The 24,650-nt window shown below is 73.0% G+C and carries 20 protein-coding genes; 12 read left to right on the plus strand and 8 right to left on the minus strand.

Annotated elements, in window-relative coordinates; genetic code table 11:
• The first annotated feature begins 188 nt into the window (after nucleotides 1-188).
• The 3 genes from ACIRF9_RS20295 (at nucleotide 189) to ACIRF9_RS20305 (ending at nucleotide 1,857) form a co-directional block, all read left to right on the plus strand.
• Entirely contained in the window at nucleotides 189-368 is a 180-nt protein-coding gene (locus ACIRF9_RS20295; protein WP_403823772.1) for a hypothetical protein, read from the plus strand.
• Between the two features lie 223 nt (nucleotides 369-591).
• Nucleotides 592-834: a hypothetical protein gene (locus ACIRF9_RS20300; protein WP_403823775.1), complete on the plus strand. Its 243-nt coding sequence runs from the start codon at nucleotides 592-594 to the stop codon at nucleotides 832-834.
• Nucleotides 835-1,374: 540 nt separating this feature from the next.
• Nucleotides 1,375-1,857: a roadblock/LC7 domain-containing protein gene (locus ACIRF9_RS20305; RefSeq protein ID WP_403823778.1), complete on the plus strand. Its 483-nt coding sequence runs from the start codon at nucleotides 1,375-1,377 to the stop codon at nucleotides 1,855-1,857.
• A gap of 110 nt (nucleotides 1,858-1,967) precedes the next feature.
• On the opposite strand, the gene ACIRF9_RS20310 is transcribed toward ACIRF9_RS20305, so the two are convergent.
• Nucleotides 1,968-2,522: a hypothetical protein gene (locus ACIRF9_RS20310; RefSeq protein WP_403823781.1), complete on the minus strand. Its 555-nt coding sequence runs from the start codon at nucleotides 2,520-2,522 to the stop codon at nucleotides 1,968-1,970.
• A gap of 234 nt (nucleotides 2,523-2,756) precedes the next feature.
• Here ACIRF9_RS20310 and ACIRF9_RS20315 point away from each other — a divergent pair, with 234 nt between their 5' ends.
• Entirely contained in the window at nucleotides 2,757-4,478 is a 1,722-nt protein-coding gene (locus ACIRF9_RS20315; RefSeq protein ID WP_403823784.1) for a serine/threonine-protein kinase, read from the plus strand.
• A gap of 4 nt (nucleotides 4,479-4,482) precedes the next feature.
• Here ACIRF9_RS20315 and ACIRF9_RS20320 read toward each other — a convergent pair whose 3' ends face one another.
• The 5 genes from ACIRF9_RS20320 to ACIRF9_RS20340 all read right to left on the minus strand — a co-directional run bounded on the left by ACIRF9_RS20320 (nucleotide 4,483) and on the right by ACIRF9_RS20340 (nucleotide 13,128).
• Nucleotides 4,483-5,448 carry a DUF1152 domain-containing protein gene (locus ACIRF9_RS20320; RefSeq protein ID WP_403823787.1) on the minus strand — a complete coding sequence of 322 codons (966 nt, stop codon included), beginning with the start codon at nucleotides 5,446-5,448 and terminating at the stop codon, nucleotides 4,483-4,485.
• Between the two features lie 125 nt (nucleotides 5,449-5,573).
• Nucleotides 5,574-6,938, minus strand: a complete 1,365-nt coding sequence (locus ACIRF9_RS20325) for an FAD-dependent oxidoreductase (protein ID WP_403823790.1) — start codon at nucleotides 6,936-6,938, stop codon at nucleotides 5,574-5,576.
• 144 nt (nucleotides 6,939-7,082) lie between these two features.
• Nucleotides 7,083-9,719, minus strand: coding sequence for a SpoIIE family protein phosphatase (locus tag ACIRF9_RS20330; RefSeq protein WP_403823793.1), 2,637 nt, complete (start codon nucleotides 9,717-9,719; stop codon nucleotides 7,083-7,085).
• Between the two features lie 127 nt (nucleotides 9,720-9,846).
• Entirely contained in the window at nucleotides 9,847-12,342 is a 2,496-nt protein-coding gene (locus ACIRF9_RS20335; protein WP_403823796.1) for a SpoIIE family protein phosphatase, read from the minus strand.
• Nucleotides 12,343-12,483: 141 nt separating this feature from the next.
• Nucleotides 12,484-13,128, minus strand: a complete 645-nt coding sequence (locus ACIRF9_RS20340; protein WP_403823797.1) for a lipoprotein — start codon at nucleotides 13,126-13,128, stop codon at nucleotides 12,484-12,486.
• Nucleotides 13,129-13,241: 113 nt separating this feature from the next.
• Here ACIRF9_RS20340 and ACIRF9_RS20345 point away from each other — a divergent pair, with 113 nt between their 5' ends.
• From ACIRF9_RS20345 to ACIRF9_RS20375, 7 genes are all read left to right on the plus strand, one after another.
• Entirely contained in the window at nucleotides 13,242-13,781 is a 540-nt protein-coding gene (locus ACIRF9_RS20345) for a cysteine hydrolase family protein (RefSeq protein WP_403823800.1), read from the plus strand.
• A 40-nt stretch (nucleotides 13,782-13,821) separates the two neighbouring features.
• Nucleotides 13,822-15,249 (plus strand): alkaline phosphatase family protein, encoded by a 1,428-nt coding sequence (locus tag ACIRF9_RS20350; RefSeq protein WP_403823802.1) that lies wholly within the window; start codon nucleotides 13,822-13,824, stop codon nucleotides 15,247-15,249.
• A 277-nt stretch (nucleotides 15,250-15,526) separates the two neighbouring features.
• Nucleotides 15,527-16,330 carry a hypothetical protein gene (locus ACIRF9_RS20355; protein WP_403824600.1) on the plus strand — a complete coding sequence of 268 codons (804 nt, stop codon included), beginning with the start codon at nucleotides 15,527-15,529 and terminating at the stop codon, nucleotides 16,328-16,330.
• Between the two features lie 199 nt (nucleotides 16,331-16,529).
• Nucleotides 16,530-18,548, plus strand: coding sequence for a DUF1996 domain-containing protein (locus ACIRF9_RS20360; protein ID WP_403824602.1), 2,019 nt, complete (start codon nucleotides 16,530-16,532; stop codon nucleotides 18,546-18,548).
• A gap of 220 nt (nucleotides 18,549-18,768) precedes the next feature.
• Nucleotides 18,769-20,457: a hypothetical protein gene (locus tag ACIRF9_RS20365; RefSeq protein WP_403824605.1), complete on the plus strand. Its 1,689-nt coding sequence runs from the start codon at nucleotides 18,769-18,771 to the stop codon at nucleotides 20,455-20,457.
• Between the two features lie 64 nt (nucleotides 20,458-20,521).
• A complete protein-coding gene (locus tag ACIRF9_RS20370) occupies nucleotides 20,522-21,901 on the plus strand; it encodes a diacylglycerol/lipid kinase family protein (protein ID WP_403823805.1) in 1,380 nt (459 codons plus the stop codon).
• A complete protein-coding gene (locus ACIRF9_RS20375; protein ID WP_403823808.1) occupies nucleotides 21,894-22,466 on the plus strand; it encodes a phosphatase PAP2 family protein in 573 nt (190 codons plus the stop codon). Before ACIRF9_RS20370 ends, ACIRF9_RS20375 begins: the two co-directional genes overlap by 8 nt.
• A gap of 13 nt (nucleotides 22,467-22,479) precedes the next feature.
• Here the strand turns inward: ACIRF9_RS20375 and ACIRF9_RS20380 are convergent, their stop codons facing one another.
• Nucleotides 22,480-23,115, minus strand: a complete 636-nt coding sequence (locus tag ACIRF9_RS20380) for a class I SAM-dependent methyltransferase (protein ID WP_403823811.1) — start codon at nucleotides 23,113-23,115, stop codon at nucleotides 22,480-22,482.
• A gap of 143 nt (nucleotides 23,116-23,258) precedes the next feature.
• Between ACIRF9_RS20380 and ACIRF9_RS20385 the strand changes: the two genes are divergently transcribed.
• The gene (locus ACIRF9_RS20385) at nucleotides 23,259-23,432 is read left to right on the plus strand and encodes a hypothetical protein (RefSeq protein ID WP_403823814.1); all 174 of its coding nucleotides are present in this window, start codon (nucleotides 23,259-23,261) and stop codon (nucleotides 23,430-23,432) included.
• A gap of 19 nt (nucleotides 23,433-23,451) precedes the next feature.
• Here ACIRF9_RS20385 and ACIRF9_RS20390 read toward each other — a convergent pair whose 3' ends face one another.
• Nucleotides 23,452-24,630, minus strand: coding sequence for a cytochrome P450 (locus ACIRF9_RS20390; RefSeq protein ID WP_403823816.1), 1,179 nt, complete (start codon nucleotides 24,628-24,630; stop codon nucleotides 23,452-23,454).
• Nucleotides 24,631-24,650 lie beyond the last annotated feature (20 nt).

A 24,650-nucleotide genomic window follows, 5' to 3' on the forward strand; every position in this document is an offset into this window, starting at 1 on the left:
CAGGAGTGTCATGGGCAACCGTCCGGAGTCCTCGCCGAAGCAAGCAGGTCATGTGTGGCTCGTTAGCGCGCTGTGGTGCGGGAGTTGACGGACCGAGGTCTGTGAGCCGCTAGTATCACGGCATGATTACGGCTTGGTCACTCCCGCGCCTGGTGCGGGCTCGCGCGTGTGCGGGCCCGTTGCTGCGCGTGCTGACCATGGTCGTGCTGCTGTTCGGCATCGTGTCCACCCATGGACTGAGCACCAAGAGCGCTGAGGGACACCTGGTGACCAGCGATGTGTCGCCGGTGGCCGTGCTGCATAACGAGCCGGCGCTGTCCGCCGCATCGTCGACGGCCCTGAGATTGTCCGCGGTTCAGCAGGTCTAGAAGCAGTGGTCCGCTGCTTCCTCGCACCTTGAGGTGACTTCGGCGCTGCGTCGTCGACGCCGTAGTACCCCCACCCATGCCTGCCGTTCCCCTCTGCCGTGGCTGCCGCTGTGGTGGGAGGGGGCGAGCGCACGGAGGACCTGTGCCGACACACTTTCGTACCCCCGCGCCCGCCTTGCGTGCCCTGGCCGACTCGCGTCGGCGGCGCCCACTTCTTGCTCTGTTGTCCGCGGCCCTGCTCGTAGTGCTCGGGCTGTGCGGCCTCCTGCACGGCCGGCTCGACGAGCCGGACCGGCTGACACCCACCGTCGCCACAGCCTCCGGACGGACGGACGGACGGCGGTGGCGAGCGATGCGGTACCTCATGGGCCGCATCGGGACCATGGGGCCGAGGAGTGTGGCCCGCACGGGGCTGCCCGTACGACGGCTCAGGCCGCTCACCAACCGTCCGCTGAGGCCGGGATGACGGCGTTCGCCGACCTTCCCGAGGCTCTCGTGCGGCCGCAGCCCCGGCGCCGGCAGTTCCGTACGCGCATGAGACGTACGGGTAGAACCGCGCTTGTTCGCACCTCGCGGTGGCGTATCTAGACCTCTCGCTCGCAGCCGGCCCCGCTCGGCTGCCGCGCGACAGCCCCACGACCTCGGACGGAGTGACCGTCCGCCGTGCGGCCGTGGCGCGAGATGAACGTGCACCGCGTATTCATCGAGCGAGAGCGAAACGACATGCAGTCCTCCCAGCCCCTGACGCCCCCCGCCGTCTGTGGCGTATCACCCAGACCGTGCCTCGGTGATCATCAGACCGCGGCCGAACCGCTGGATCTTGTCGATCACCTGCCCTGGGCGCTTGTTGCGCAGCATGTTCCAATGGAAAATGCCAAAGTCGTCCTCCGGGGGCGGTACGTTCCGTAGCCTCGGAGTCACCCGCTCGCTCCGGGTCGTGTGAACGACCCTGCCCCGCCCCGCACTTGAACCGCTCCCGCCGCCAACGCGCCGAAAGGACACGGTCATGGCCGTCGAGGCCGAGGTTCTGAACGAACTGCACCGGCTGCGCACGCGCATGCCGCAGCTGACGGGAGCGCTGGCGGCCAGTGCCGACGGACTGGTCCTGGCCCGGGACATGCCGGACGTCGAAGCGGAGGCGCTGGCGGCACTCACCGCGGCGGCCCTCGGCGTGGGCCGCCGCATGGCCGACCTCACGGCCCGCGGCGACTTCCGCGAACTGCTCGTCCGCGGAGCCGGGGGATACGTCGCGACCTACGCGGCCGGCCCGACCGCCGTCCTCACGCTGCTCGCGGACGACCGGGTCAACGTCGGCCGGCTCCACCTGGAGGGACGGCGCAGCGGCGGCCGTATCGCCGAACTGGTGGCGGCGGGCACCCAGGCCGACCGGCCCCGCCTCCTGGGGGAGACACCCTCTCCGACGGGCCGCGGCCGCATCCTGGGCTCCCTGCCCGTCCGCATCCCCCCACAGTCCCGACACGAGCGCTGACCACCGACGCCGGCGCCCGACCGAGGCCTTGCACCCCGGCGCTGTTGTTCGGCGGTCCCGGCCTCCCGGCCCATGTTCCGGAAACCCGGCACCCAGGCCGCCAGGCCGGTTCAGTCGCCGTTGCCCTCCGCCTCCGCGTGGCCGCGTCGTCTGCCGACGCCTCGGCGGCGGTTGCCCGCTCGTTCCGGGCCGGGGCCCGGGGCGGGGCTCGACGGGGCGCTGAAGCCGCCGGGGACGAGCCGGGGCGGGGCCACGGTCGGTGCCGTGGGGCCGGGCGGCGCCGGGCGGCGGTCGTACGGCTCCCGCTCCGCGTCCCGGGGCGCGGGCGGCGGTGGGACCGCGCGGCTCATCACGCGCGCGTGGGGCATCAACGGGGCGCAGGCGGAGCACACTTCGGTGAGCGTCCACACCTGGCCGACCGCCGGGTCGTGCCGCAGCACGAGCACGACCGAGCCCGCGCAGTTGACCCGGGTGTCCTCGTGCAGCGCGCACCGCTGGCGCCGGCACCAGCAGGCGGCGTCGTGATGCACGGCCGCCGCTCTGGCGTGCGCGGCCGCGTGGGCCTCGGCGAAGCGGCGCAGGGCCGCGATGTCCCGCGAGCGCGGCGGCATCGCGCACGCCGACGAGCAGGTGACCGAAGCGCTGCGGTCCCGGTGCCCGACCACACGGATCGTCCAGCATCGGCCGGGACGACGGGCCGAGGGGGCGTCAGGGTACGTAAGAGCCAAAGCACATGTCCTTCGTGGCGTTCGTGGGGGGAGGGCGAGTCCGGAAATGGTTCCGGCACGGCCCGCCGGAAGTGACCTCGTTCACAGCATGCCCGTGGCAGGGCGGACCATTCGCGCTGTGCCCCCTCTGGCGGACACACCACTGTCCGCGACTACCCCTAAGCTCCCCCCATGAACACCGGGGAACCTGAGAGACGCATCGTCGACGGCCGATTCGAATTGCTGCACCGGCTCGGCGGCGGTGGCATGGGGTGGGTGTGGCGCGCCCGTGACCTGGCGCTCCACCGGGACGTGGCGGTCAAGGAGGTACGGCCGCCGGATCCGGCGCTGGCCGAATACGATCCCGAGGGTGCCCGGACGCTGCGGGAGCGCGTGTTGCGCGAGGCCCGCGCACTCGCCCGTGTGCACCACCCCAACGTGGTCACCATCCACCACATCGTCGACGGGGGCGAGGGCACCTATCCGTGGATCGTGATGGAGCTGGTCACGGGAGGCTCCTTCCAGGACCGGCTCCAGCACGGCACGTTGACCCCGCTCGAGGCCGCGCGCGTGGGCCGTGAAGTGCTGTCCGCGCTGCGCGCCGCGCACGCCGTCGGCATCGAGCACCGCGACGTGAAGCCGGCCAACGTCCTGCTGCGCCCCGACGGACGCCCCGTGCTCACCGACTTCGGCATCGCCGCCCTCCGCGAGGCCACGAGCCTCACCGCGACCGGCTCCGTCATCGGCTCGCCCGACTTCATGGCGCCGGAACGCGTCAGCGGCAAGGACGGCGGCCCGGCCGCCGACCTCTGGTCGCTGGGGATGCTGCTGTACGTCGCCGTGGAGGGCCACCACCCGCTGCGCCGGGCCAGCACGCTCGCCACGCTGGCCGCGGTGCTCGGCGAGGACGTACCGCCGCCCCGGCAGGCGGGCCCGCTGACCGGCCTCCTCACCGCCCTCCTCGTCCGTGACCCCCAGGCCCGCCCCACCGCCGAGGAGGTCGACCGTCTGCTCGCGGCGGTGACGGGGGACACCCCGGCGGAGCCGGTGGGCGCCTTCGGGCCGCCGGCCGGGAGCCCCGTCGCACCCGGGGCTCCCGCGCAGGCGTTCCCGGGCCCCACCGTGGCCCCGGGGTTCACCGGCGCGCAGACCTCCTACCCGCTCGCGCCGCCGACCCCCGTGCCCGCGCCCACTTTCACCCCCGCCCCGCCCCCTGCCCCCGTCGACGTGACGGCCCCGACCTCCCCCACCCCACCGGCGGTCCGACGCCCCTTCGCGACGGCCGTCGCCAGGGCCGTCATCGGTACCGCGCTGACCGGTCTCGCCGTGTGGCTGGTCCCGCAGATACAGGACGGCGGGGGCGGCACCGGCGGTGTCACCGGGCCGAACGCCTCCGCCTCCGCCTCGCGGGGCAGTACGTCGGGTTCCTCGTCGTCGGGCGGCGACACCGAGGGGACGCTCAACCTGCTCACCGAGGACGGTCTGCGTACCGTCGCGAAGAAGCTGAAGGCCGCCTCGGGCGTCTCGACGGTCACCAGACTCGTGGTGTACCCGGAGTACGCCATCGCCGAGATGCCCGTCAAGGGCAACGCGAAGCTCTACGACCGCTACGAGTACCGGGGTGGGGACGTGGCCGTGAAGGACGGGCCCGGCGGCACCGTGAGCAGCAATGACACCCCCCTCGACCTGGACACCGTCAACTGGGCCGCCGTGCCCGGGCTGTTCACCAAGGCCGACCGGACGCTCAACATCAGCGACCCCACCAGCCGCTATCTGGTGATCGACCCGGCGTCCACCGTCTTCGACGACCCTCCGACGATCAACGTCTATCTCTCCGACGACTACGGCGGCGCCTACCTGGAGGCCGATGTGAAGGGCAAGGTGATCGAGGCCCACGCCCGCGACGACGGCTGAAGCCTCAGTGCGGGAACGCCTTCGGCTGCCGCAGCAGGGGGAGTTCCTCGCGGAACTCCTCGATGCGGGTGCTGATCTGCCGCATCAGGACCGTCTCCGCGAGGCGGTCCAGGTAGAGGTTGCGGCGGGACAGGCCCACGGCGTCCACGCAGAAGTACAGGGACATCAGAGGATTGACGAAGAGCTCGCTGTTCCTGGTGCGCTCGGTGAACCGTACGTCGCCGAAGTCGCCCCGTACGGCGGCCGCGACGGAGCCGTTGACGATGCTCGGGTGCCCGGGCGTGGACGCCTGGGCGTGGGCCACGGCGTCCAGGTACAGGGCGCCTTCGCGGCTGTCGCGGGGCAGGGAGAACGCGCCGAGGTAGGCGCCCTCGCGGTCCAGCGCGGCGAGGTTCTCCAGGACCAGGGAGTGGTTGACGCCGTGATAGGCGTCCACGCCGAAGCCCAGGCAGGCCACCAGCCGGTGCTCGACCTCGTCGAGCGCGTGCACGGCGGCGAGGCTCGCCATGTCCTCCTCGGGCGTGCCCAGTCCGTGCTCGTCCCCGCGCATCAGGATGTCGGTGCCGCCGTCCACGAGGACGAGGGCGTCGACCCCGCCGAGATGGTCCAGCAGGGCCCGGTAGGCGTCCCGCAGCGGGGCCACGCCGGTCCGGGGGAACGCGTACACCGTGGCGGGCAGCCCCTGCCGGTCCAGCCAGGTGGCGAGGGCGTGTTCGGGGAAGTAGTCGCCGCGTGCCGGGGTGTCGGGGCGCACCGCCGCGACGTCCGGAGCCTGCCAGACCTCGGTGGGCAGGCCGTACAGCTCGGTGAAGGAGAGGTTGGCCAGATGGACGTCCTTGCCGGCCGAGCGCAGCGCGAGCGCCAGCGGAAGACCCGCGTACACGTCGAAACCGCCGCCCGCGCCGGCGACGAGCACCCGCCGCGCGTCGTGCAGCCGGGTGAACAGGGGAGGCTCGTGGAGGGAGAACACGCCGGGACGCTAGCAGGCGTCGATCATGCGGCCCAGTGAATTGGCCTCGACCGACCTGCGGAGCAGGTGAACCGAGGGCTCGGGGAGCAGGCATCCCGCCACGAGCCCCGAGCCCTCCGGCATCCCTACGCGCCGCTCTCGCGCAGCATGTCCTCACGCTCGACGATCTTCACGCGCTCGCGGCCCTGCGGCTCGCCCAGCGCCTTCTCGGCGGCGTCCAGCTTGTACCAGCCCTCCCAGGTGGTGAAGCGGACGTCGCGCTCGGCGAGGAACGCGTCCACGGCCTCCGGCTCGGGCGAGGCCGGGGTCTGCAGACGGCCGCCCGCGTGGTCGTCCAGCAGGTTCGACACGGTCTCGTTGGCGTCGCCCTTGGTGTGGCCGATGAGGCCGACCGGACCGCGCCGGATCCAGCCGGTGACGTACACCGACTGCAAGTGGCTGCCGCTCTCCTCGATGACCCGGCCGCCCTCGTCCGGGACCGTGCCCGAGTCGATGTCCCAGGGCAGCTTGGGGAGCTTCTCGGAGAGGTAGCCGACGGCGCGGTAGACCGCCGAGACGTCCCAGTCCTTGAACTCGCCGGTGCCCTTGACGTTGCCGGTGCCGTCGAGCGCGGTGCGCTCGGTGCGCAGACCGACGACGGCGCCGTCCTCGCCGAGGATCTCCGAGGGCGACTCGAAGAAGTGCAGGAAGAGCTTGTGCGGGCGGTCGCCGGTGTCGCGGATCGCCCAGTTCTCCAGCGTCTTGGCGACCATGTCGGCCTGCTTGTTGCCGCGCCGGGTCGCGATCGAGCCCTCGTCGTAGTCGATGTCCTCGGGGTCGACGATGACCTCGATGTTGGGGGAGTGGTCCAGCTCCCGCAGCTCCATCGGGGAGAACTTCGCCTGCGCCGGGCCACGGCGGCCGAACACGTGGATCTCCAGCGCCTTGTTGGCCTTCAGACCGTCGTAGACGTTCGGCGGGATCTCCGTCGGCAGCAGCTCGTCCGCCGTCTTGGCGAGGATGCGGGCCACGTCCAGGGCGACGTTGCCGACGCCCAGCACGGCGACCTTCTCGGCCTCCAGCGGCCAGGTGCGCGGCACGTCCGGGTGGCCGTCGTACCAGGAGACGAAGTCGGCGGCGCCGTAGGAGCGGTCGAGCTCGATGCCCGGTATGGACAGCTCACGGTCGGCCATCGCGCCGGTCGAGAAGATCACCGCGTCGTAGAAGGCGCGCAGGTCGTCCAGGTTGATGTCCGTCGGGTAGTCGACGTTGCCGAAGAGGCGGATCTGCGGCTTGTCGAGCACCTGGTGCAGGGCGGTGATGATGCCCTTGATCCGGGGGTGGTCGGGGGCCACGCCGTAACGGATCAGTCCGAACGGGGCCGGCATCCGCTCGAAGAGGTCGATGGAGACACCGGGGTCGGCGGCCACATCGGACTTGAGCAGCGCGTCGGCGGCGTAGATCCCGGCGGGGCCGGCTCCGACGATGGCTACCCGCAGGGGGCGGGGCATGATCAGGTTCCCTTCGAGCGGTGACAGATCAACTCGGGGGAAGCCTAAACTGAGGCATACCTAAGTCGGTACGGGGGTCCGGTCTATGGACTCATAAACATCATTTATGAGCCAAAGATCATATCGGCACCGGTTCAACCCGCCCTACGGCAGCGGCTGTTCCGCCCAGATGACCTTGCCGGTGGGCGTGTACCGGGTACCCCAGCGGTCGGTGAGCTGCGCGACCAGGAACAGTCCGCGGCCGCCCTCGTCCGTCATCGCCGCGTACCGCAGATGCGGCGAGGTGCTGCTGCTGTCGGCGACCTCGCAGATCAGGGTGCGGTCCCGCAGCAGCCGGACGCGCACCGGGGCGCTGCCGTAGCGGATCGCGTTGGTGACCAGCTCGCTCAGGATCAGCTCCGTCGTGAACGACAGCTCCTCCAGGTCCCACACGGCCAGCTGCCGGACGACCGCGGCCCGCACCTCGCCCACCGCCGCCGGATCCACCGGTACGTCCCACTCGGCGACCCGGTCCGCACCGAGCGCCCGGGTGCCCGCCACGATCAGCGCGATGTCGTCGGTCGGGCGAGCCGGCAGCAACGCGTCCAGGACGCTTTGGCAGGCCTCCTCCGGCGTACCCTCGGCGCTGCGCTCCAGGGCCGTGCGCAGCAGCTCCAGACCGGTGTCGATGTCCCGCTGCCGGTCCTCCACCAGCCCGTCCGTGTACAGCACCAGCCGACTGCCCTCCGCCAGCTCCAGTTCGGCCGTCTCGAACGGCAGCCCGCCCAGACCCAGCGGCAGCCCGGTCGGCACGTCGGGGTACTCCACCCGGCCGTCGGGGTGCACCAGCGCCGGCGGCGGATGCCCGGCCCGGGCCACGGTGCACCGCCGGGACACCGGGTCGTAGATGGCGTACAGACAGGTTGCCCCGGACACCGGCCCGTGGGGGCCGTCGGCCGCCTCGTCCTGGTCGATCCGGGTCACCAGCTCGTCCAGCAGCCCGAGGAGCTCCTCCGGCGGCAGGTCCAGGGCGGAGAAGTTGTGCACCGCGGTGCGCAGCCGCCCCATCGTGGCCGCCGCGTGCAGCCCGTGCCCGACCACGTCACCCACGACGAGCGCGATCCTGGCCCCGGACAGCGGCAGCACGTCGAACCAGTCGCCGCCGACGCCGGCCTGCGCGGGCAGATAGCGGTAGGCGATGTCCAACGCGTTCTGCTCGGGCATCGTGCGCGGCAGCAGACTGCGCTGCAGGGTCACCGCCATGCCGTGCTCACGGGTGAAACGGCGCGCGTTGTCGATGGACACCGCCGCCCGCGCCACCAGCTCCTCCGCCAGGGCCACCTCCTCCGGGTCGAACGGCTCGGGCCGCTCCGACCGCAGGAAGCTGACCACGCCCAGCACCAGCGCGCCCGCCCGCACCGGCACGGTGATCAGCGAGTGGATGCCGAACTCCACGACCTGCTCGGTCCGCTCCAGATCCTGCGCCCGCCAGCCCGGCGCCTCCGCGAGCCGCGCCTCGAGGACGGCCCGTTCCTCGGTGAGACTGCGGGCCTGCGGCGCCGAGTCCACGAACCGGATCCGCTCGCCCACCGCGTACAGCGGCGCGCCCTTGCGGACCCCGCACATCGCCGTGCGCCGCAGCGTGCCCCGCGCCTCCGGCTCCTCACCGTCCAGGACAGCGTCGAACAGGTCGACGGTGACGAAGTCCGCGAACCGGGGCACCGCCAGCTCCGTCAGCTCCTCCGCCGTCCGGGTCACGTCCAGGCTGGTCCCGATGCCCACACCGGCCGCGTACAGCAGATCGAGGCGCTCCCGGGCCGCCTCCGCCCGGCCGGACAGGGCGCGCAGCTCCGTGGAGTCGCGCAGCGTGGCGACACTGCCCGCCGGGCCGCCCGACAGATCGGTGGGCCGCTGGTTGATCGCCAGCAGCCGGTCACCGACCAGATGCACCTCGTCCGTGACCATCCGCCCGGACGCCAGCAGCTCGGCGGTGCCGGGATCCAGACCCAGGTCCAGGACCTGGCGGCGCTCGGCGTCCGGAGGCAGGTCGAGCAGACGGTGCGCCTCGTCGTTGGCGAGCAGCAGTTCGCCGTCCCCGCCGACGATGATGACCCCTTCGCGTACGGCGTGCAGCACCGCGTCGTGGTGCTCGTACATCCGGGTCATCTCACGCGGGCCGAGGCCGTGGGTCTGCCGCAGCAGCCTGCGGCTGACCAGCGCCGTGCTCGCGGTGGCCAGGGCGAGGGCCGCGGCGGCGCTGCCGAGGACGAGCGGCAGCTGCCGGTCGGCGTTGCCGCCCACGTGCTCGGTGGTGATGCCGGACGACACCAGGCCCACGACCGTCCCGTCGGGCGCCTTCACGGGCACGACCGCCTGCACCAGCCGGCCGATGGTCCCGTCGACCTCCTCGACCACGGTGCCGCCTTCCAGCGCCGGCTGGATGTTCCCGACGAACTTCTTGCCGATGCGGTCCGGCTTGGGATGGGTGTAGCGGATGCCCTCGGTGTTCATGACGACGATGAAGTCCATGTCGGACGCCTTGCGCGCGGCCTCGGCCGACGGCTGGAGCACCGCCGTCGGGTCCGGGCTGCGCAGGGCCTCCACGATGCCCGGCGAGTGGGCGTAGGTCTCGGCCACCGCGAGGGAGCGGTTGCGGGCCTCCTGGGTGCTGTCGTGCCGTACCTGCAGCAGCAGCGCCACGACGGCCGCCACGACCAGCAGCAGCACGATCGCCACCTGCAGGACGAACACCTGTGCTGCGAGACTGCGCCCGCCCAGCGCCGACTCGGGCGCACGCCGCATACCCGGGCTCCGGGGACGACGGGCCGGCCGGGCACCCGGGCGCCCCAGGACACGTGCCATGTGCCATTCCTACACTGCCCGGCCCCATGAGGCGAGAGGCGTCACACAGGGTCACAGGCCGGGCCCGTCATGCTCTCCCTACGTGATCTTCGAGCGCGTCCGGGAGGGTGGCGAGCAGCAGGGCGATGTCGTCCGCCCGGTCGGCCGCCTGCCGGGCCGACGCGGTCAGCCGGTCCGCGACCTCCCCGAGGGAACGCCCGCCCGAGCCGTCCGCGGCGGACAGGGCCGTGCGCAGCGCGGCGATGCCGTCGTCGATGTCGTGCCCGGGCCGCTCCACCAGCCCGTCCGTGTACAGCGCCAGGATCGCGCCGGGCTCCAGCCGCAGCTCCGTCACCGGGTACCGGGCGCGCGGATCGACCCCGAGCACCACCCCGCCCGGCAGCTCCACCGCGGTCGTACGGCCGTCGGGGAGGCGCAGCAGCGGGGGCAGATGACCGGCCCGGGCCGCCCGGGCCCGGCCCGTCGCCGGGTCCAGCCGCACGTAGCAGCAGCTCGCGAACTGGCCGGCGTCGAGATCGATGAGCAGATGGTTCGTGCCCGACATGACCTCCTGCGGCGGATGGTCGCCGAGCGCGAACGCCCGGACCGCGCTGCGCAGCTGCCCCATGGTGGCCGCCGCCTGCACCCCGTGCCCCTGGACGTCCCCGATGACCAGGGCCAGCCCGTCCCCGGCCTCCACCACGTCGTACCAGTCGCCGCCCACGTCCATGCCCTCGGTGCCCGGCAGATAGCGCCCTGCGGTCTCCACGCGCGCGTGCTGCGACAGCCGCCGGGGGAGCAGAGCCTGCTGCAGCCCGCGCGCGAGGGCCGCCTCCGTGTCGTAGCGCTGGGCCTTCTCCATCGCGTGGGCGATCAGCCCGGCCAGCGCGGTCAGCACGGTGCGCTCCTCCTGGCTGAAGCTGCGCGGGCCGTCGAAGCCGAGGATGCACGAGCCGACCGGCCGGCCCGAGGCGATCAGCGGGAGGAAGGCGCGGGCGCCCTCCGTCGCGTCCAGTTCGATGCCCGGGTAGGCGGCCGCGAGCTGCTGCATCGAGTCGAAGAACAGCGGCCGGCCGGTGGTGAGCGTCTCCACGCCGGGCAGCCGGGTGTCGAGGCCCACCCCTTCGAACGGCGCGAGGAAACCCTCCGGGAAGCCGCTCTCCCAGGCCAGGTACAGATGACGTTCCTGCAGCAGGTAGATCGCGAGCCGGCGGCCGCCGAACGCGGGCAGCAGCTCCTGCATGACCACCGCCGACACCTGGCGGGCGGTCACCGCCTCGGTCAGCGCGATCGCCAGCACGATCGGCCGGTACAGCGGGGCGCTCGACGCGGCCTCCTCCGGCGCCGGGACCTCGGTGTCCACGGGGTCGGGGGCCGCGTCGGGCGGAACGCGGTTCGCCGGGACCGCGGTGCAGGTCAGCAGGTCCGGGCCGGGGTAGACGGACAGGCTCAGCCAGTCGCCCTCGAACACCCGCGGGCCGTCGGCCGGCCGCCGTACATGGAAGTGCACCGGCTCCGGCGACAGCAGGGCGGCGCGCAGATGTTCATCGAGGGCGGGCTGGTTCAGCCAGGGCACGGCTTCCCACAGCGGCCGGCCGGCCAGCTCGGCGTGGTCCACGCCCAGGAAGTGCGCCGCCCGGGAGTTGGCGTAGACGATCAGCCCCAGCCGGTCGACGCAGAAGACGCCCTCCGGCAGCAGATCGGCCGCGCCGTCGGCGAGGGCGCCCGCGCCGGGGTCGAGCAGGACCCCGGTGACGGACCCGGACTCCCCCTCGGCCGCCGCCCACAGCTCCAGCAGCCGCAGACCGCCCTCCGTGGTGCGCACCTCGATCGGCAGGGGCGGCGGGCTGCCCCGCGCGGTCTCGTGCAGCAGGCCGGGGAGCCGGTGGGCGTCGGTCGGGTCGACGGCCCGGGCGAGGGCGTCGAGTGTGCCGGGAAGGTCCCCGGGCGGCAGCCCGAACAGGGCACGCGCCCGCTCGTCGGCGACGACTGTGTCGGACGCCGGGTCCCACGAGAACCGTCCGACCCGCCCCGGCGCCGGGCCTGCCGCGGGCGGCCGCACGCACACCGGCTCCGCGTCCCAGGTGACGGTCCGGCCCGCCGCCTCCAACCGCAGCAGGGCAGCCGCCAGAGCGTCCGCCACCCGCGCCAGCCCCTCGCGCTCCGCCATCACCTCCACGCCGTCGGACACCGCCGCCCGCAGCACGATCAGCACCCCGAAGGACCGGCCTCCCGCCGCGACCGGGACATAGAGGGAACCGAACTGGAAGGGCAGCCCCGCCGCCAGCTGCGGATACCGGCGCATCGCCTCCGTGGCGTTCGCCAGCACCACCGGTACGCCCGTCCGGTGGACGTCCACCACCGGGAACGGCCGGTCCACGTGCACCCGCCACCAGGGCCGGAACAACGGTCCCGGGAGCCCCGCCAGCACAGCGAGCCGCATCACCCTGCCGCGCGAACGCGAGCACAGGTAGACGCCCCCGGCGCGCCCGCCCGCCGCCCGCAGCGCGTCCACCGCGGCCGCGGTCAGCAGCCCGGGCAGCGACCCGGCCGGCCTCCGCTCGTCCCCGGCGCTCCCAGTCATCGGCCCTACCTCGTCCGTGCGCCGCCGCGTGGGCGACACAGCAAGAATGCGCCACACCTGCCCGGATGTGCATCCTCACCCGGTGCGCGCCGAGGCGGGCCGCCTGCCGCACGGCCCGCGGGTCGGGTTCGCCGCCCGGGGTCAGCCCGTGGTGCGCAGGGTCGTCTTGGCGAGTTCGTAGGCCGGGAGCATGGCCTCGTGCTCCTCGTTGTCGAGGCCGCCGAGGTGGAGGACGACCGGCCCGTCGGGGGTGGTGACGGCGAGGGCGTGGGCCTTCTTCGTCTCCTTTCCGCCACCGGGGGTGACGTACTCGACCTCGGAGCCGCTGACCTCGCCGGCCTCGAAGGAGCGGTACTTCGCCCGGGCGGCCCCCTGCTCGTCGGCGACGAAGTCCTCGAGCACGGCGCGCGCGTCGGCGTCCCCGGGCTCGCCGGTCCAGACGCGGAGGAAGCCGATGTTCCCGGCGGGCTTGGCGTCGATCTCGCAGGCCATGGTGACCGGACCCTGGCGCAGGAACGCGTCGGCCAGGTCGGCCAGTTCCTCGCTCACGTCCTGGGCCGCCTCGGCGTCGACGGCCTTCGCCTTCCAGGCCTTGGCGACGTCGAAGGTGACGGGCAGCTCGCAGGCCGAGCCGGCCGCGCCGACGCTCGCGCCCCGCTCGGCGACCTCGGCCGCCGCCGACCCCCCGTTCCCCTCCCCGTCCCCGGCCGCGCAGCCCGTCACCAGTCCCGCCAGCAGAGCGGCCAGCGCCAGCCCCCGTCGTCCGTTCCCCACCCCGTAGCGCACCGCGCTGTCTCCTCTCGATGTCGGCGGTGCACTGTAACGCGAACGGGCGTCCGTCTCGTACGCACGAGTGACGCACCGTCACACGTGCGGCCCGGCCGGGCACCCATACCCGCATGGGCAAGACCGCGCTGATCGTCATCGACATGATCAACACCTACGACCACCAGGACGCCGACCTGCTGCTGCCGTCGGCGCGCGGCGTGGTCCCGGTGGCCGCCGGCCTCCTCGCCCGCGCCCGCCACGACGGCACCCCGGTCGTCTACGTCAACGACAACTTCGGCCAGTGGCGCTCCCACCACGGCGAACTCCTCACCAAGGCCCTCGCCGGCCGCCACGCCGACCTCGTCGAGCCGCTCCGGCCCGACGAGGACTCCCTGTTCGTCGTCAAGGCCCGGCACTCGATCTTCTTCGAGACCCCGCTGCCGTACCTGCTCGACCAGGAGGGCGTGGACCACCTCGTCCTGTGCGGACAGGTCACCGAACAGTGCGTCCTGTACTCCGCGCTCGACGCCCACATCCGCCACCTCCGGACGACGGTGCCACGGGACGCCGTCGCCCACATCCACGCCGACCTCGCGGACGCGGCGCTGCGGATGATGGAACGCAACATGGGGGCGCGGGTCTGCGACAGCGGGGACGTCTGGACCACCTGAACCGCACGCACCGCACCGACGCGCTCGACAAGGGGCACCCATGGCCGAGTTGACCCGCCGCAGACTCCTGGGCTCGACCGCGGGCGCGCTGGGCGCCGCGGCGGCCGTCGCCCTCCTCCCGCCGAACGTGCGCAAGGCCGTCGCGGCCGAGCCGCCCCGGCGCGGCTCGCTCACCGACGTCGAACACGTCGTCCTGCTCATGCAGGAGAACCGCTCGTTCGACCACTACTTCGGCACCCTGTCCGGCGTGCGCGGCTTCGCCGACCCGGACGCGCTCACCCTCGACACCGGACGCTCGGTCTTCCATCAGCCCGACCCCGAGAACCCGAAGGGCTATCTGCTGCCCTTCCACCTGGACACCCGAACCACCAGCGCCCAGTCCATCCCCTCCACCAGCCACGCCTGGTCGGTGCAGCACGACGCGTGGAACGGCGGCCGGATGGACCGCTGGCTGCCCGCCCACCGCAAGGCCGACGGCGTCAACGCCCCCTACGTCATGGGCTACCACACACGCGAGGACATCCCCTTCCAGTTCGCGCTCGCGGAGACCTTCACCATCTGCGACCACTATTTCTGCTCGGTGCTCGGCCCGACCTGGCCCAACCGTCTGCTGTGGATGACCGGCACCCTCGACCCCGGCGGCACCCGGGGCGGCCCGGTCACCAACAACACCGCACCGGTGCCCTACCGCTGGACGACGTACGCCGAACGGCTCCAGGCCGCCGGGGTCAGCTGGAAGGTGTACCAGCAGGACGACGACTACTACTGCAACGTGCTGGAGCAGTTCGCCGCCTTCCGTGACGCCCCGCCGGGCTCCGCGCTGTACGAGCGGGGCGTACGGCCGCAGCCGGAGGGGACGTTCGAGGAGGACGCCCGGGCCGACCGGCTGCCGACCGTGTCCTGGATCATGCCGACGAGTCACCAGTCGGAGCACCCGGACCACCTGCCGGCGGCCGGCGCGGACTTCGTCGCCGCGAAGATCGAGGCGATCGCCGCCAATCCGAAGGTGTGGCGCAAGACGGCCTTCATCCTCACCTACGACGAGAACGACGGCCTGTTCGACCACGTGCCCCCGCCGACCCCGCCCGCCGGTACGCCCGACGAGTTCGTCCGGGGGCTGCCGATCGGCGGCGGCTTCCGCGTCCCCGCCGTCGTCGTCTCGCCCTGGACCGTGGGCGGCTGGGTGGCCACGGAGACCTTCGACCACACCTCGGCGCTGCGGTTCCTGGAACGGGTCACCGGTGTCGAGGAGCCCCACATCAGCGCCTGGCGGCGCGCCACCTTCGGCGACTTCACCTCCGCCTTCCGCTTCTCCTCCGCCCGGCCGGTCGCACCCCGCCTGCCCGGCGACACGGCGGAGCAACTGGCGCGGGCGGAGGAGGGAGTGGCCGTCCTGCCCGCGCCCACCCTGCCGGGCGAGGCGCAGACCCTCCCGCAGCAGGAGCCGGGGAGCCGACCGCACGTATGACCGGAAATGACCGAGCCGGGGAGTCCGTCTGTCGCCGGTGACCGTCCGTCACCACAGGGGTGCCGGCAGTCGCGGTCCGTGCCGGAGTGATCCTCGCAGGCCTCGCGCGCGTCTTCACAGGAGCGACACCGGCTGACCCGCCGGGGTGGCGTCCCCTGCCGGTGACGTGCGCCGATCCCGTTGCGCGGGGCGGCGGCGCACGGGAGGGGGAGTTGTTCCGACCGGCCCGGACAGGGACGTCCGTGCGACGAGCTTTCTTGGGGGACCCGTGGTGATCCTGCGTCCAGAAGTGGAGGGGCGCCGCGCCGGCCGTGCCGGGGCCGGCGGGGCCGGGCCGCGCCGCGGCGCCGCGGCCCGGGCGGCCGCGTTCGTCGGACGGACGCTGCGCGACGAGTGGTACGGCATCGTCGTCGACCCCGTACGGCAACTGCGCCGGCGAGGCCCCGGCGCGCTGCTGCTGGCGTTCGTGGCCTGCGGCGGCGTGATCTTCTTCCACGCCCTCGCGCAACACCCGGCCGGCGAGACGGCCGTCCGGCTCCTCGGCGGAGTCCAGGGCGACCTCCCGCTGTGGCTGGCCCTGTTGCGCACCCCGGTCTCCCTGTACGTCCCCGCCCTCGACCTGCCGGTGTGGGCCGGCATCACCCAGCTCTTCCTCGCCTTCGCCCTCGCCGAACTCGCCCTCGGCCGGCTCAGGACCCTGGCCGTCGCCTACGCGGCCACCCTGGCCGGCACCCTCACCGTGCGGGTCATGATCGCGGTGGGGCCCGGCTGGTGGGGGCTCGGACTGCCGCCCGAGGCGGGGCAGGTGCTCGACACCGGCCCGTCGGCGGCCGTCGTGGGGCTGTTCACCTACCTCTCGGTGGTGCGCCGCGCCCCCGTCGTCTTCTTCCTCACCGGCGGCTCCATGGTGGTCGAGTCGATCGCCAAGCCCAATCTGGCCGGCCGCGAGCATCTGATAGCCGTGGCCGCCGCCGTCGTCCTGGGTCTGTACCACGAACGCGCGCGTCTCGGGCGGCTGTTCAGGGCTCCGGCGCTCCTGTCCGCCACGGTCCCGGAGGGCCCGCCGAGGCGCCCCGCCTGAGATCTTGCTATGAATTCGTGCGTCGGTTGAACACTCCTGCGCCCCGCTGCGTATAGGGCCGGGGGATTTCCATGCCCAGGCCGCCGACGACGAAGACGCGTAGGAGCACTCCTTGGTACAGAACAGACGCAGGCGCCCGACGGGCGGACGGCGGGCGACCTTCGCCGCGGTCGCCCTGATCCTCGGCGGCGGCGGGCTGATGGCGGTGAACGTCTACGCCTCGGCCACCTCCAACGGCGAGACGGTGGAGCTGACCGGCGGAGGTTCGGTCACCATCGACTGTCCCGACGTCGGCAACAGCCTCACCACCGTCCCCGACGGGGCCAGGCAGGAGGTCGACCGCGAACTGGCCGCCCTGGACGAGCAGATAGCCTCCGCCTATCAGCAACTGCAGGACCAGGCGCAGGCGGTACGGCAGGATTCCGGCTTCGCCGACAACGCGGTGATGAACCCGCTGAAGGAGAAGCGGGGCGCCACGATCGGCCGGATCGCGGAGGCCATCGACCGCGACGGCGACCGCCCGGACGGCCTGGACTCCCTGGCCGCTTGCTCCTTGCGCGTCACCGAGGAGCAGAAGCAGCAGGACGGCCAACAGGGCCAGGAGCAGGGGCAGAACGCAGGGCAGGGACAGGGCTCGGCTCAGGAGCCCGGTCAGAACGGCCAGCAGGGCAACGGCGGGCAGGCCGGCAACGGCCCGGTCGGCGCGGACTACGTGGACATCACCAGGGTCGCGGCCACCCAGCAGCTCCCCGACCCCCGCTCGGGCCCCTCGCGCGGCACCTTCGTCACCAGCTGCGGCGTGAACGAGAACGGGCTGTTCAACTCGGACAACGTCATCGTCGCCCCCGGTGTCAGCAACGGCGCCCACCACTTCCACGACTACATCGGCAACCAGTCGAACACCGCCTTCGCCTCCGACGACGACCTGGCGAACGCCGAGACGAGCTGTGTGGACCAGGGCGACAGGTCCACGTACTACTGGCCGGTCCTGCGGCTGCAGAACGGCACCGAGGAGCAGGACGCCAAGAGCCCCGGCGGCGGCATCGAGGGCAACGCGGGCGAGATCGTCACCCCGAAGGACGTGACACTGACCTTCGTCGGCAACCCGGTCTCCAAGGTCACCGAGATGCCCCGGCTGCTGCGCATCATCACCGGCGACGCCAAGGCCTTCGTCAACGGCCCGGCCAACGCCAACGCCTCCTGGAGCTGCACCGGCTTCGAGGACCGGCAGCTGAAGGACAAGTACCCGCTGTGCCCGTCCGGCAGCGACGTGGTGCGCACCTTCCGCTTCCAGAGCTGCTGGGACGGCAGCAACATCGACAGCGCCAACCACCGTACGCACGTGGCCTTCGCCGCACCCGACGGCACCTGCCCGACCGGCTTCGAGGCCATCCCGCAGCTGGTGCAGCGCATCGTCTACGACGTCGACGCGCCGAGCCTCGCCGACGGCGGCCGTACGACACCGCTGTTCGCGGTGGACTCCTTCCCCGAGCAGCTGCACAAGCCGGTGACCGACCACGGTGACTTCATCAACGTCTTCGACGAGGACCTGATGGGGCAGATGGTCGACTGCATCAACGAGGGCCGCACGTGCGGCGCCGGAACGGGCGGCGGCGGTGACGACGGCGGGAACGACAACGGTTCCGGCAACGGCGGCGGTGCCGACAACGGCAACGGCTCGGACGACGGGTCCGACACCGGTGGCGGCGCCGACAGCGGCGGTGGTGCCGACAACGGCAACGACAACGGGGCCGGCAACGGATCCGACGAAGGCAACGGTTCGGACGACGGCTCCGGCGGCGGCGCGGACGACAACGCCGATGACGACGGGCAGCAGCCCCCGGCCCAGTCCCAGGCCCCCGAGGCCCCGGTGACCGAACCCGCGGACCCCGAGCCCGCCGCGGGCGACGTCGACGCCCCCAAGGCCGCCACCTCCGCTCCCTCCGCCCCCGACTCGCAGGACGGTGAGGTCGGCACCGCGGCGACCGCCCCGCAGCAGACGCCCTCCACGGCGGCCACGGCCACCGACACCCCGGCCGACAACGGCGCGCAGCCCCCGGCCGACACGGGCACCGGAATCGGCGGCGGGACCCAGCCGCAGGCCGTCGAGGGCAGCCTCGCCGAGACCGGCACCAGCCTGTGGCCCGCGGCCGCGGGCGGGCTCCTGGTGATCGCCGGATTCGTCGTCCTCTACCGCAACGTCCGCCGCACGCACTGAGACACCCGAGCACCACCGGGACACCGCATCACCACGAGACACCGCATCACCCCCGAGGGGCCCGTCGCACCGCCGACGGGCCCCTCTCCCCGTACGGGTGCTCCCGCCCCGAAGCCACCGCCCCGGCGCCGGCCCGCGCGGTATACGTCGCTCGAACCGCGCAGGACGAGACGATGGGAGCACCATGGAATCCGTGGAGAACTCCGTGGAGAACGTGGACATGGACTATTACGACCTCGGCGGCCACGGCCGGCCCGTGACGACCTCCTCGTCGGAGGCCCAGCTGTGGTTCGACCGCGGGCTGGTGTGGTCGTACGCCTTCCACCACGAGGAGGCCGTCGACTGCTTCGAGAGGGCGGCCCGCGCCGACCCCGACTGCGCGATGGCGTACTGGGGCATCGCCTACGCCCTCGGCCCCAACTACAACAAGCCCTGGGAGTTCTTCGACGACCAGGACCTGGAGCGGACCGTGGCGCGCACCCACGCGGCCGTGGAGCTGGCCCACGAGAAGGCCGCCGGCGCCACCCCTGTGGAAAGGGCGCTGATCGGCGCGCTGCGCGCCCGCTATCCGCAGCACCGGCCCGCGAAGGACTGCTCGGTGTGGAACGCGCCGTACGCCGACGCGATGCACGCCGTCCACGCACTCGCCCCCGACGACCTCGACGTCGCCGCCCTGTACGCCGACGCCCTGATGAACCTCACGCCCTGGCAGCTGTGGGACGTGCGCACCGGCCGGCCCGCAGAGGGCGCCCGCACCCGGGAGGCCCATGAGGTGCTCGACCGGGCGCTCGCCGACGAGGCCGCGGACGTCCACCCGGGCGTCCTGCACTTCTACATCCACCTCATGGAGATGTCGCCCACCCCCGAGGCCGCCCTCCAGGTCGCCGACCGGCTGCGCGGGCTGGTGCCGGACGCCGGCCACCTCCAGCACATGCCCTCGCACCTGGACGTGCTCTGCGGCGACTACCGCAGGGTCGTCACCGACAACACCGCCGCGATCGCCGCCGACGAGAAGGTCCTGGCCCGTTCCGGCGCGATGAACTTCTACACGCTGTACCGGTGCCACGACCTCCACTTCAAGATCTACGGCGCGATGTTCCTCGGCCGGTGCCGGACCGCCCTGGAGACCGCGGACCGACTGGAGGCCACCATCCCGGAGCAGCTGCTGCGGGTGGAGAGCCCGCCCATGGCCGACTGGCTGGAGGCCTTCCTCGGCATGCGGTTCCACATCCTGATCCGCTTCGGCCGCTGGGACGACATCCTCGCCCTGCCGCTCCCCGCCGACCGGGAGCTCTACAGCTTCACGACCGCGCTGCTGCACTACGCCCGCGGGGTGGCCCTCTCCGCCACCGGCCGCGTGACGGAGGCCGAGGGCGAACGCGAGCTGTTCCGGGCGGCGGCCGAGCGGGTCCAGGAGACCCGCATGCTGTTCAACAACACCTGCCGGGACATCCTCGCGATCGCCTCCGCGATGCTGGACGGCGAACTGGAGTACCGCAGGGGCCGGTACGACCTCGCCTTCGCCGCCTTGGAGCGGTCCATCGAACTGGACGACAACCTTCCGTACGACGAGCCGTGGGGCTGGATGCAGCCCACCCGGCACGCCTACGGCGCCCTGCTCCTCGAACAGGGCCGGGTCACGGAGGCGGAGGCGGTCTACCGCGCCGACCTCGGACTCGACGACACGCTGCCGCGCCCGTCCCAGCACCCGGGCAACGTCTGGTCGCTGCACGGCTTCCACGAATGCCTGGTCCGTCAGGGCAAGAACGCGGAGGCCCTGATCGTCGCCCAGCAGCTGAAGTTCGCGACGGCGCTGGCGGACGTACCCGTCCGGGCGTCCTGTTTCTGCCGTCTGGAGCCTTCCAACGACCCGGCTGCCACCCCGGATTGCTGTGCCATGGACAATTGACCGACTGCTGTCCACCCATCACGACACGCACAGCGAGGGGACCCCGGAGCATGGCGGGCGCACGGTGAACGAGACGCTTTCGAAGTGGACCACGGGCAGGACGGCCCAGGACGCCGTCGCCCGCGCGCGCAGATGGGCCAGGCTCGCCCTGGTCCTGGTCCTCGGCTGCGCCGCCGTCGTGGCCGTTGGCGCCGGGTCCGGCGGCTGGGTGGTCCTGCTCACCGGCCTCGCCGGACTCGCGCTCGCCGGGGCGGGCGTCTGGTGGATGCTGGCCCACCGTGGCGGCGCCCGGATCCTCGGCGGCGTCCTCGCCGTCACCTCGCCCGTGGGCGTGCTCGCGCTGTACGCCACCTCCGGCCTGTGGGTGGTGGCGGTCGGCGCCCTCGCGCTGTGGGGGGCCGCCCTGGCTTCGGCCCGCCAGTCGCTGCGCAGCCTGCGCCGCCCCAAGGGCACCCACGGCCGCCGCGTCCCGCCGCCCCAGCGGCCCGTCCTGATCATGAACGTGCGCTCGGGCGGCGGAAAGGTCGAGAAGCACGGCCTCGCCGAGCGGGCCGAGGCGCTGGGCGCCCGAGTGGTCCTGCTCGGCGACGGCGACGGCTGGACCGACCCGGTCGCGGAGGCCCGCAAGGCCGTCGCCGAGGGCGCGGACCTGCTCGGCGTAGCGGGCGGCGACGGCACCCAGGCGCTCGTCGCGGCCGTCGCCGCCGAACACGACCTGCCGTTCATGGTCATCGCCGCCGGCACCCGCAACCACTTCGCCATGGACCTCGGGCTGGACCGCACCGACCCCGCGCTCAGCCTCGACGCGCTCACCCACGGCGTCGAACTCCGCGTCGACCTCGGCGACGTCGACGGGCGGGCGTTCGTCAACACCGTCTCCTTCGGCGCGTACGCGGAGATAGTGCAGAACCCCGAGTACCGGGACGCGAAGGCCGCCACCGCCCTCGAACACCTGCCCGACCTGCTGCAGGGTGGCGCGGGACCCGGCCTCGACGTCCGCGCGGACGACACCCGTATCCACGCCCCGCAGGCCGTCCTCGTCAGCAACAACGCCTACGCCCGCGCCGACCCGCTCGGCGGCGGCCGCCGCCCCCGTCTGGACACCGGCCTGCTCGGTGTGATCGGGGTCCGCGTGGAGGGCGCCGCCCAGGCCGCCGAACTGGCACTGCTCGGCGAACGGGCCAGTGGCATCACCACATTCACCTCCCCTCGCGTGGTCGTCGAGGCCGACCGGGACCGCATCCCGGTGGCCGTCGACGGCGAGGCGCTCGAACTGCCCACTCCGGTGGTGTGCACCGTACGGCCCAGCGTGCTCAGGGTCCGGGTGCCACGGCACCGCCCCGGCGCGGCCTACGCGCCACCCACGGTCGACTGGCGGCGCATCGTGCGTCTCGCCCTCGGCCACCCCGATCCCCGCACGATCAAGGATGCCTACGATGTCTGACCGCCTGCCGAAGCTCACCACCCCGCCCCTGGTCCGCGACCTCGCCACCCTGGACCAGGCGCTGTACGAGACGGTCACCATCACCAGGACCCCCACCCTGGACAGCGCGCTGCGCCGGCTGTCCGCGGCCGCCGACCACTCCAAGCTGTCCTTCGCCGTCGCGGCGGGCCTGGCTCTGCGCGGCGGCCGCTCGCGCCGCGCCGCCGTCCTGGGCGTCGCCGCCATCGGCGTGGCCTCGGCGACGGCGAACCTGGTCGGGAAGCGGCTCGTACGGCGCAGGCGGCCGCACCGCTCCGAGGACTCGCCGTTCCCGGGCCGCCACGTGCCGATGCCGGACTCCGCGTCCTTCCCGTCCGGGCACACCGCCTCGGCCGTCGCCTTCGCCGCCGCCGTCGGCCCCGCCTTCCCCGCCGCCGCCGTCCCGCTCGGGCTGCTCGCCTGCGCGGTCGGCTACTCACGGGTCCACACCGGCGTGCACTACCCGGGCGACGTCATCGCGGGCGCCCTCCTGGGCACGGGGTCGGCGGCCCTGGTGCTGTCCCTCGCGTCCCGCGTCGAGGACTGAGCACGGCGGCCGGTCATTCCCGGCCGCAGTACAGGAAGAGGTGGGGCTCGGGCACGGCCTCCGGATGGTCCGGGGTGAACAGGGTGTTCTCCTCGGCCAGTACGGTCAGGCCGGCGCCCCGCACCACCTCGACGAGGTCCTCGCCGCCGAAACTCGTGACCCGGACCGGCTGCCCCATGAACACCGCGTCCACGCCCTCGATGTCCAGCGGCACGGTCGCCAGCACCAGACTGCCGCCCGGCACCAGCGCCCGAGCGAGCCGGCCGATCAGCCCGGTCTGCTGGGCGCGGTCCATCTGGAGCAGGGAGAAGTACACGCAGACCGCGTCGAACGAGCTCTCTTCCAGCGGGAGTTCGCGTACGTCGGCACACTCGAAGGCGGCCCCGGGCACCTGGCGGCCGGCGAGGTCGACCATGACGGGGGAGACGTCCACGCCCCGCACGTCGTGGCCGGCCGTGACCAGCGTCTCGGCCGTCGGCCGACCCGTGCCGCTGCCGACGTCCAGCACCCGGCTGCCCGGTGTGAGCCGCCCCAGCAGCCACTCCAGGGACCTGCGATGCGCCTCCGAGTGCGCGAACGCCTTCTCGTAGCCGGACCCCAGCGCGTCGAACACCGCCGCCGCGCGCCGCCCGTCGTTCTCGACCGTCACCGTCGTCTCCCTTCGTCGGTTCCGGGAACGGCCGGAATCGCATTTTTCGCTACCGTGAGTAACATGGTCCACTTTCCTTCGACGTGGGCTACTGGCGAGTAGGCAGGTCCCACGGTAACCGTCGTTTCGTTCGGAGGACCCCCATGACCTCTTCTGAGGACGCCCTGCACCAGGCCCGTACCGCCTACGAGGAGCACGTGCGCACCTGCCGTCAGTGCCACGTCGACATGTCGCCGTGCGCCGTCTCCAAACTCCTCCTGCGCGCCTACAACAACGTCCGCAGGACCCAGACCCGCGCCGGCTCCGCGATGCGCTGAAGGGGGGCCGGCGCCCGTCTCACCTCGGGACGGTCACCGTCAGGTTCCTGATCTCGTACCCGCCGATCTCGTCCTTGAACGACACGCGCGGCACGCCGGTCATCCGCAGCCCGTCGAGCGCGAAGAGCCGGCTGAGCAGGACGTCCGCCTCCAGTACGGCGACGGAGGCGCCCGGACAGCGGTGGGCGCCGTCCCCGAAGGCGAGCCCGGCCGCACCCGGGCCCAGCCCCAGCTCACGGCCGGGACGCAGACGGCACGGGTCACCGCCCACCACCGCCGGATCGGCGTTGGTCTCGTCCACATGGACGGTGATCAGCTCCCCGGCCTCCACCGGCGTCCCGCCGACCGTCAGGGACGCCGTGGCCCGCCGGGCCAGCCGCCCCACGACGGGCTCCAGCCGCAGGATCTCCTGCAGCAGCGCCAGCCGCTCCGGCTCCTGAGCCGCCCGGTACCGCTCCAGCAGCCCCGGGTCGTCGAACAGATGCCAGGCGGCGACACAGATGAACTCCCGCGTGGTGACCATCCCGGCCGCCGCGTACGTCAGGCACTCGCCGAGGATCTCGGCGCCCGAGCATCCCTCGGCCAGCAGGTGCGAGATCAGGTCGTCCCGCTCCCGGCGGCGGTGCGCCCGGATCGCGGGGCGGACGTCGGCCAGGTGGATGCGCAGCCAGTTCGCGTTCTGACGCACGAGCCAGTACAGGCCCCGAGCGCTGGTCAGCCCCGGCTGCCCGAACTCCTCGGGAAAGAACCGCTCCAGCCGCTCCTTCAGCCCCGGCCGGCTGTGCGTGAGCCCGATGATGTCCCGCACCACCTCGATCGCCATGGTGAAGCTCAGATCGGACAGCTGCGCGGTACCGGCCGCCCGCACCACCGCCACCTGCTCCTGCGCCACCCGGGTCATGAGCGGACGGTAGTGCTCGTCCACCCACCGGGGCGTGAAGAACCGCGCGGTCTGCCGACGCTGCTCCCGGTGCTCCGGCCCGTCCTGGTACAGCACGGGCCGGCGGATGCGCCGCGGCAGCTTCTCCACCGTCTCGATGCCCAGACCGGCCTGCACGGTGTCCGTACTGCGCAGCACCTCCCGGGCGGCCGCGTACCCGCGCACCACCCAGCTTCCGTCCGTCTCCCGGCTCACCGGGCAGCCGGGCCGCCCCGGTCCCCGGTCCACCTTCCGCACGCTCTCCTGCGCGTCCCCCACGGGATCCCTCCCTGCACCGG

Source organism: Streptomyces sp. NPDC096132 (genome assembly GCF_044763345.1).
Taxonomy (GTDB): domain Bacteria; phylum Actinomycetota; class Actinomycetes; order Streptomycetales; family Streptomycetaceae; genus Streptomyces.

Coding starts and splice junctions, on each gene's coding strand:
- ACIRF9_RS20305 (WP_403823778.1), top strand. CDS start 1,375: ATGGCCGTCGAGGCCGAGGTTCTGAACGAACTGCACCGGCTGCGCACG.
- ACIRF9_RS20315 (WP_403823784.1), top strand. CDS start 2,757: ATGAACACCGGGGAACCTGAGAGACGCATCGTCGACGGCCGATTCGAA.
- ACIRF9_RS20325 (WP_403823790.1), bottom strand. CDS start 6,938: ATGCCCCGCCCCCTGCGGGTAGCCATCGTCGGAGCCGGCCCCGCCGGG.
- ACIRF9_RS20330 (WP_403823793.1), bottom strand. CDS start 9,719: ATGCGGCGTGCGCCCGAGTCGGCGCTGGGCGGGCGCAGTCTCGCAGCA.
- ACIRF9_RS20335 (WP_403823796.1), bottom strand. CDS start 12,342: ATGACTGGGAGCGCCGGGGACGAGCGGAGGCCGGCCGGGTCGCTGCCC.
- ACIRF9_RS20345 (WP_403823800.1), top strand. CDS start 13,242: ATGGGCAAGACCGCGCTGATCGTCATCGACATGATCAACACCTACGAC.
- ACIRF9_RS20350 (WP_403823802.1), top strand. CDS start 13,822: ATGGCCGAGTTGACCCGCCGCAGACTCCTGGGCTCGACCGCGGGCGCG.
- ACIRF9_RS20360 (WP_403824602.1), top strand. CDS start 16,530: ATGGCGGTGAACGTCTACGCCTCGGCCACCTCCAACGGCGAGACGGTG.
- ACIRF9_RS20365 (WP_403824605.1), top strand. CDS start 18,769: ATGGACTATTACGACCTCGGCGGCCACGGCCGGCCCGTGACGACCTCC.
- ACIRF9_RS20375 (WP_403823808.1), top strand. CDS start 21,894: ATGTCTGACCGCCTGCCGAAGCTCACCACCCCGCCCCTGGTCCGCGAC.
- ACIRF9_RS20385 (WP_403823814.1), top strand. CDS start 23,259: ATGACCTCTTCTGAGGACGCCCTGCACCAGGCCCGTACCGCCTACGAG.